This window comes from Amycolatopsis sp. MtRt-6 (assembly GCF_017308975.1).
Classification (GTDB): Bacteria; Actinomycetota; Actinomycetes; order Mycobacteriales; family Pseudonocardiaceae; genus Amycolatopsis.
The window spans coordinates 706,375-714,034 of the sequence record NZ_JADWPD010000001.1; the positions used below are offsets into that span (position 1 = coordinate 706,375).

Below are 7,660 nucleotides of genomic sequence, written 5' to 3' on the forward strand. Positions count from 1 at the left end.
GTCGAGAGGGTGAACTATGCTCGCGGGGTACCCACGACCTGCGTGAATAAGGAGCAGCCTGCCGTGGCCCGAGTCGTCGTCGACGTCATGCCGAAGCCCGAAATCCTCGACCCGCAGGGACAGGCCGCGCTCGGCGCCGCCGGCCGCCTGGGGTTCACCGGGATCACCGAGATCCGCCAGGGCAAGCACTTCGAGATCGAGGTCGACGACACGGTCGACGACGCGACGCTGGAGAAGATCGCCGAAGGCTTCCTCGCGAACCCGGTCATCGAGCAGTGGACGATCACGCGGGTGGACGCGTGAGCGCGCGCATCGGCGTCATCACCTTCCCCGGCACGCTGGACGACGGCGACGCGGCCCGCGCGGTCCGCTACGCCGGCGGCGAGGCCGTGCCGCTGTGGCACGCGGACGAGGACCTGCGTGACGTCGACGCGGTGGTCGTCCCCGGGGGCTTCTCCTATGGTGACTACCTGCGCGCGGGCGTGATCGCCCGGTTCGCGCCGGTCATGACGCCGGTGATCGAGGCGGCGCGCGCGGGCATGCCGGTGCTCGGCATCTGCAACGGGTTCCAGATCCTGTGCGAGGCCGGTCTGCTGCCGGGCGCGATGATCCGCAACCAGGGCCTGCACTTCATCTGCCGCGACCAGTGGCTGCGGGTGGAGAACACCGAAACGGCGTGGACCACGCGCTACGACACCGGCGCCGAGATCCTCATCCCGATGAAGAACATCGACGGCTGCTACATGGCCGAGCAGTCCACTTTGGACGAGCTCGAGGGCGAGGGCCGCGTGGTGTTCCGGTACGTCGGCGGCAACCCGAACGGGTCGCGCAACGACATCGCCGGGATCCGCAGCGAGAACGGCCGGGTCGTCGGGCTGATGCCGCACCCGGAGCACGCGATCGACGCGCTGACCGGGCCGTCGGACGACGGGCTCGGCATGTTCTTCAGCGCGGTGGACGCGCTCGTGAAGGCTTGAGGTCGGGCCGCGCCCCCCGGTAGTCATGCTACCGGCGCGCACCGACAGTTCCGGGGCTGTGGACTTCAGTTGTCCACAGCCCCGGTTCTTGTCAGCTCTTGCTCTGGTCGTTCGACAGCCACTTCTCCGGGCGCATCCGGACCAGCACCGACTTCTCGCCCAGCGCCGAGTCGACGTACGCCGTCGCCTGGTCGGAAGGCCAGTAGCGCTTCGCGATGCGTAGTGCCTGCTCGCGCGTCGGGGGCTCGTCGTTCGCCACCACCGGGCCCTCGGCCGTCACGTACTTGTACGGCGGGTTCTCGTCCTGGGCCACCAAACTGAACCGGCCTGCCGCGCGGATCGACCGGTCCTTGACCGTGTCGCGGTCCATCCAGATCAGCAGCTCGCCGCCGGGTTCGTAGTCGTACCAGACCGGCACGGCCAGCGGGGCCCGGCCGGACCGCTCCACCGCGAGCACTCCCACGTGCGCGCCACTCAGGAACTCTTCGCGTTCCGCCGCGGTCATCACGAACGACGACATGTCACTCCCCAGGTAGAAGGTCGCCTACCCGGGGAGCAACACGTCGCGCACTTCGGACATTCCGGACTACGAAGCCGCCGCCACGAGCCGGGCGTACGAGCCGCCCGCCGACAGCAGCTCTTCGTGCGGGCCCAGCTCCGTGATGCGGCCGCCCTCGACCACCGCGACCCGGTCGGCCGCCGCGGCCGTGTGCAGGCGGTGGGCGATCGCGATCACCGTCCGCCCTTCCAGCACGCTGTTCAGCGACCGCTCCAGGTCCCGGGCCGAGCCCGTGTCCAGCAGCGACGTCGCCTCGTCGAGCACCAGCGTGTGCGGGTCCGCCAGCACCACGCGGGCCAGCGCCAGCTGCTGCGCGATCGCCGCCGGCACCGGGTGCTCGCCCGAGCCCAGCTTCGTGTCCAGCCCGGCAGGGAGCGAGGCGACCCAGTCCGACGCGCCCGCCGACGCCAGCGCCGCCGTCAGCTCGTCGTCCGTCCAGTCACCACCCGCCCGGCGGGCCGGCAGGGCCAGGTTCTGCCGCAGTGTCCCGGAGAACACGTGGTGCTCCTGGGTCAGCAGCAGCACCTCGCCGCGCAGCACGTCGTCGGCCAGGGCCGAGACGTCCTGCCCGCCGATGCGCACCGAGCCCGCGGACGGCGCCGCGATGCCGGCCAGCAGCCGGCCGAGCGTCGACTTGCCCGCGCCCGACGGCCCGACGATCGCCAGCCGCTCGCCGCGCGGCACCCGCAGGTCGATGCCGTGCAGCACCTCGCGGTCGGCGGTGTAGCTGAACCGGACGTCGTGGACGTCGATGTCCCGCCCGCGCGGCACCTCGTCGACCTTCGGCGCGTCCTCGACCGCGACCGACCGGACGCCGAGGATCCGGCGGGCCGCGGCCGCCGCGACCTGCAGGTCCTCGAGCCAGAACAGCGCCTCGTTCAGCGGCGCCGCCATGCCCTGCACGTACAGCAGCATCGTGGTGATCACGCCGAGCCCGGCCCAGCCCTGTGCGTATGCGAGCAGGCCGAGCAGCAGCATCACCGCGAGCGGCAGCACGTAGCTGATCTCCAGCGACGGTAGCCACCGCAGCTGCAGCGCCCGCATCCGGCGTTCGCCGTAGATGCTCTGGTCCAGCGCGTCGTACGCGGCGTCGATCCGCCGCTCGGTCAGCCCGAGCGCCTCGGTCGTGCGCGCGCCCTCCGCGGTCTCGTGGACGCTGGTGGTCAGGTCGGCCCAGCGGTCGAGCATCCACTGCATGGCCGCCGGGATCCGCCGCTGGTACCAGACGTTCACGGGCACCAGCAGCGGCAGCGCGACCAGCAGGCCCAGCGACAGCAGCGGCGACGTCACGATCATCGCGACGATCGTGAACACCACGGTCACCGCCGCGACCAGGATCTGCGGCACGGCGAACCGTGCCGCGTGGTCGATCCGGCCGAGGTCGGTGGTGGCCCGGCTGAGCAGGTCGCCGGTGCCCGCCGCCTCGACCGTGCCGAGCGGCAGCTGCAACGCCGTGCCGACGAACTCCTCGCGGGTCTCGGCCAGCACCAGCTCGCCGAACACCGCGCCGCGCATCCGCGCGATCTTCCGCGCCACCGCCTGCAGCAGCAGGATGCCGACGAACACCGCCGCCAGCACGTCGACGTGCCCGGTCGTGGTGCCGGCCGCGACGTCGTCGACCAGCGCGCCGAGCAGCTGGGGCCCGGCCAGCCCGATCAGCGTGGCCACGGCCAGCGAGCCGAGCAGCAGGCCGAACTCGCGTTTGTGGGCCTTCGCCGTCTGCCAGGCCCAGCGGCGGACGTCCCGCCGGGCCGCCGTGGGCAGCCGCTTCATACTGTCACCGCCTTCGCCGTGAAGACCTCGTCCGCTACATGTGTCCACAAAGGACTCTGGCTGAACACCACCGTGGTCCGGCCGCGCCGCAGCTCGGCGACGCGTTCGGTGATGCGGGCCTCCGTGTGCGCGTCCACCGCCGACGTCGGCTCGTCGAGCACCAGCACGTCGGCGTCGGTCGCCAGCGCGCGGGCCAGGTTCAGCCGTTGCCGCTGGCCGCCCGACACCTCGCGGCCGCGCTCGCCGATCACCTCGTCGACGCCGTTGGGCAGCGCGTCGACGATGTCGTCGGCGTCGGCCGCATACAGCGCTTCGGTGATGCTGACGCCGCCCGGCCGCGCCGGCGCCAGCTGTTCGCGCAGCACGCCCGAGAACCAGATGTCCTGGTTGTGCGCGTAGACGATCCGCCGCCGCAGCTCCGCGAGCGCGACGTGGTCCGCCCGGACCCCGCCGACCAGCACTTCTTCGCCCTCGGCCGGATCGGCGAACCGCGCCAGCCGGTCGGCCACCGCTTCGCCGCCGGCCCCGAAGTCGACGACCGTCAGCCGGCCCGGCGCGACCCGGACCCCGGACTCGGTGTCCACCAGTTCCAGCGGGCCCTCGGGCAGCGGCACCGGCGTCTCCGGGTCCGCGAGCTTCGGGCGGATCGCCAGCAGCGTCACCACCTTCCGCGACGCGACCAGTCCGGAGGTGATCGAGCCGACGGCCTCCGTCGCGGCGTTGACCGGCCAGATGAGGAAGGCCGAAACGCCGTAGAAGGCCACCAGCTGCCCGATGCCGATCGAGCCGGCCACGGCCAGCCGCGCGCCGAGCCAGGTGATCACCACGGTGACCAGGCCGGGCAGCGCGACCTCCGCCGCGGCCAGCCACGCCTCGGCCTTGCCGACCTCGACGCCGGCCTGCCGCACCCGCTGGCTCGTCTCGCGGAAGCGGGCGAAGAACCGCCGCTCGCCGCCGATGCCGCGCAGGATCCGCAGGCCGGACACGATGTCGGCGCCGAGCGCGTTGACGTCCCCGCGCTTCTCGCGCTGCTTCGCCTTGCGTTTCTGCAGCGGTGCGAGCAGCGGTCCGATGCCGAGCACGGCGACCGGCACGCCGACCAGCGCGACCACGCCGAGCAGCGGCGACGTCGAGACCAGCCACACCGCGACCACGACGAACGCCAGCAGCGAGCCGACCGCGCGGCCGGTCATCTCGACGGTGTTGCCGATGTGGTTGACGTCCGTCGTGGAGACGGCGACGAGGTTCCCGGTGGTGGTCTGCTCGCGCAGCCCGGCGCCGACGCGCGTGGTGTGGGCGGACACGGTCCGCTGGGTGGTTCCGGCGCCGTGCAGCCACAGGCCGTAGTTGAGGAAGTGCAGCCAGGTCCCGAAGACCGTCTGGACGAGTCCTAGCACGGCCGCAGCCAGCGCCCAGCGCCAGACGGCCGCGCCGTCGTGCGCGCCGATGGCGCCGATGCCCTGGCCGACGACCAGCGGCAGCAGCGCACCGGGCAGCGCCCAGACGACACCGATCGCGGCCGCGCCGAGCACCGAGCCGAGCCGGGCTCGGAACACGGCGAGCAGGAAGCGGCTCGCGGTCGGCCGCGCGGGCAGCCGCAGCGGCGGAAAGGGGTACGTGGCGGAAAGCACGATTCTCGACGGTAAGCCGACCCCGGGAGGAAGGCGACCGATTTTCGGGCGCCTCGCCGGGCACCGCCGGGTGCCCCGCCCTCTTGGGGGACCCCCGGTTTCAACGTTACTCGCGCCCACCGACAATTCCGGCCCGCGCGCCCCGAGCGCACCCCGGGTTGTCCACAAGCTCGCCACCCAAGCGCCCCAAGGTCACCTTGGGTGCGTTGAGCGCACCGAAGGCCACCCTTGGGTGCGTTGAGCGCACCGAAGGCCACCTTGGGTGCGTTGAGCGCACCGAAGGCCACATTGGGGCGCTCCGGCCGGGCCTCGAATGTCGGCTCGGTCACAGCGGCCGCGGGGTGTCCGGCTTCGGTGGCCCAGTGTCCGGGGTGGCCGGGCCCGGCACGTATCCTGACGGCCGTGGCGAACCCTGACACGGACACCGTGACCAGCACCGTTGACACCACCGAGCGCGCCGGGGCGACCCCGGAGCACACCCAGCCATATCGCGAACTGGGCCTCGCGGATGACGAGTACGCCCGCATCCGGGAAATCCTCGGCCGCCGGCCCACCGACGCCGAGCTGGCCATGTACTCGGTCATGTGGAGCGAGCACTGCTCGTACAAGTCCTCCAAGAAGCACCTGCGCTACTTCGGGGAGACCGCCACCGACGAGATGAAGGCCAAGATGCTGGCCGGCATCGGGGAGAACGCCGGCGTCGTCGACATCGGCGAGGGCTGGGCCGTCACCTTCAAGGTGGAGAGCCACAACCACCCGTCCTATGTGGAGCCCTACCAGGGCGCCGCGACCGGGGTCGGCGGCATCGTCCGCGACATCATGGCCATGGGCGCGCGGCCCCTCGCGGTCGCCGACGCGCTGCGGTTCGGCCCGGCCGACGCCCCCGACACCAAGCGCGTGCTGCCCGGCGTGGTCGCCGGCGTCGGCGGCTACGGCAACTGCCTCGGCCTGCCGAACATCGGCGGCGAGCTCGTCTTCGACCCCTCCTACTCCGGCAACCCGCTGGTGAACGCCCTGTGCGTCGGCGCGATGCGCGTCGAAGACCTGCACCTCGCCTTCGCGTCCGGCACCGGCAACAAGATCATCCTGTTCGGCGCGCGCACCGGCCTCGACGGCATCGGTGGCGTTTCCGTCCTGGCGAGTGACACCTTTTCGGGTGACGAGTCGGCGTCGGGCCGCAAGAAGCTGCCGAGCGTCCAGGTCGGCGACCCGTTCACCGAGAAGGTGCTCATCGAGTGCTGCCTCGAGCTGTTCGCGCAGAAGCTCGTCGTCGGCATCCAGGACCTCGGCGGCGCCGGGCTGTCCTGCGCGACGTCGGAGCTGGCCGCGGCCGGCGACGGCGGCATGCACATCTACCTCGACCGCGTTCCGCTGCGCGCCAAGGGGATGACGCCCGCCGAGGTGCTCTCCAGTGAGTCGCAGGAACGCATGTGCGCGGTCGTCGCGCCGGAGAACGTCGAGGCGTTCATGGCCGTCTGCCGCAAGTGGGACGTCATCGCCACCGACATCGGCGAGGTCACCGACGGCGAGCACCTGGTCATCACCTGGCACGACGAGGTCGTCGTCGACGTCCCGGCGCACACGGTGGCCCACCAGGGCCCGGTGTACGACCGGCCGATCGAGCGTCCGTCCACTCAGGACGCACTGATCGCCGACACCTCCGCGAAGCTGCCGCGTCCGTCCACTCCGGACGAGCTGCGCGCGGACGTCCTCAAGCTGATCTCGTCGCCGAACCAGGCGTCGAAGGAATGGGTGACGTCGCAGTACGACCGGTACGTGCGCGGCAACTCCGTGCTGGCCCAGCCGTCGGACTCGGGCATGATCCGGATCGACGAGTCCACCGGCCGCGGTGTCTCGGTGGCGACAGACTGCAACAGCAAGTTCGTCTACCTCGACCCGTACCGCGGCGCGCAGCTGGCGCTGGCGGAGGCCTACCGCAACGTGGCCACGGGCGGCGCGACGCCGGTGGCGGTGTCGGACTGCCTGAACTTCGGCGCCCCGACCGACCCGGGCGTGATGTGGCAGTTCGAGCAGGCCGTGCACGGCCTCGCCGACGGCTGCGTCGAGCTGGGCATCCCGGTCACCGGCGGCAACGTCAGCTTCTTCAACCAGACGGGTGACACGGCGATCCTGCCGACGCCGGTGATCGGTGTCCTCGGCGTGATCGACGACGTCACCCGGCGCATCCCGACCGGCATCGGCGCGGAAGCCGGCGAAACCCTGCTGCTGCTGGGGGAAACGCACGACGAGCTGGACGGTTCGGCGTGGGCCCGCGAGCTGCACGGCCACCTCGGCGGCGTTCCGCCAAGGGTCGATCTGGCCCGCGAGAAGCTGCTGGGCGAGGTCCTGGTCGCGGGTTCCCGCGACGGCATGATCTCGGCGGCCCACGACCTGTCGGACGGCGGCCTGATCCAGACGCTGGTCGAGACCGTCCTCATCGGACAGTGCGGCGCCCGGGTGTTCCTGGACGACGGTCAGGACCCGTTCGTCCAGCTGTTCTCCGAGTCCGCCGGCCGCGTGCTGGTGGCGGTCCCGCGCACGGAAGAACTCCGCTTCACCGAGATGTGCACCGCGCGCGGCCTCCCGTGGCGCAAGACCGGCGTGGTCGACCCGGAGTCGGGCACGCTGGAGCTGCAGGGCATCACGGAGTTCACGCTCGACGAGCTGCGCGAGGCCTGGGAGCGCACGCTCCCGGCCCTGTTCGACTGAGCCGGGTGGGG

At 71.9% G+C, this 7,660-nt stretch carries 6 protein-coding genes; 3 read left to right on the forward strand and 3 right to left on the reverse strand.

Features of this window, described 5'->3' with window-relative positions; translation table 11 throughout:
* Positions 1-63: 63 nt before the first annotated feature.
* Both purS and purQ read left to right on the forward strand, forming a co-directional pair.
* The gene (purS, locus tag I4Q55_RS03520; RefSeq protein WP_013230759.1) at positions 64-303 is read left to right on the forward strand and encodes a phosphoribosylformylglycinamidine synthase subunit PurS; all 240 of its coding nucleotides are present in this window, start codon (positions 64-66) and stop codon (positions 301-303) included.
* Positions 300-977, forward strand: a complete 678-nt coding sequence (gene purQ, locus I4Q55_RS03525) for a phosphoribosylformylglycinamidine synthase subunit PurQ (RefSeq protein ID WP_206784504.1) — start codon at positions 300-302, stop codon at positions 975-977. Before purS ends, purQ begins: the two co-directional genes overlap by 4 nt.
* 91 nt (positions 978-1,068) lie before the next feature.
* On the opposite strand, the gene I4Q55_RS03530 is transcribed toward purQ, so the two are convergent.
* The 3 genes from I4Q55_RS03530 to I4Q55_RS03540 all read right to left on the reverse strand — a co-directional run bounded on the left by I4Q55_RS03530 (position 1,069) and on the right by I4Q55_RS03540 (position 4,940).
* Positions 1,069-1,497, reverse strand: a complete 429-nt coding sequence (locus tag I4Q55_RS03530) for a pyridoxamine 5'-phosphate oxidase family protein (RefSeq protein WP_206784505.1) — start codon at positions 1,495-1,497, stop codon at positions 1,069-1,071.
* A gap of 66 nt (positions 1,498-1,563) precedes the next feature.
* A complete protein-coding gene (locus tag I4Q55_RS03535) occupies positions 1,564-3,309 on the reverse strand; it encodes an ABC transporter ATP-binding protein (RefSeq protein ID WP_206784506.1) in 1,746 nt (581 codons plus the stop codon).
* Positions 3,306-4,940, reverse strand: a complete 1,635-nt coding sequence (locus I4Q55_RS03540; protein ID WP_206784507.1) for an ABC transporter ATP-binding protein — start codon at positions 4,938-4,940, stop codon at positions 3,306-3,308. Before I4Q55_RS03540 ends, I4Q55_RS03535 begins: the two co-directional genes overlap by 4 nt.
* A gap of 402 nt (positions 4,941-5,342) precedes the next feature.
* Between I4Q55_RS03540 and purL the strand changes: the two genes are divergently transcribed.
* Entirely contained in the window at positions 5,343-7,649 is a 2,307-nt protein-coding gene (purL, locus tag I4Q55_RS03545) for a phosphoribosylformylglycinamidine synthase subunit PurL (protein WP_374194438.1), read from the forward strand.
* Positions 7,650-7,660 lie beyond the last annotated feature (11 nt).

Bases quoted from the DNA above. Each gene is read 5' to 3' on its own strand.
- I4Q55_RS03530 (WP_206784505.1), bottom strand. From the start codon at position 1,497: ATGTCGTCGTTCGTGATGACCGCGGCGGAACGCGAAGAGTTCCTGAGT.
- I4Q55_RS03535 (WP_206784506.1), bottom strand. From the start codon at position 3,309: ATGAAGCGGCTGCCCACGGCGGCCCGGCGGGACGTCCGCCGCTGGGCC.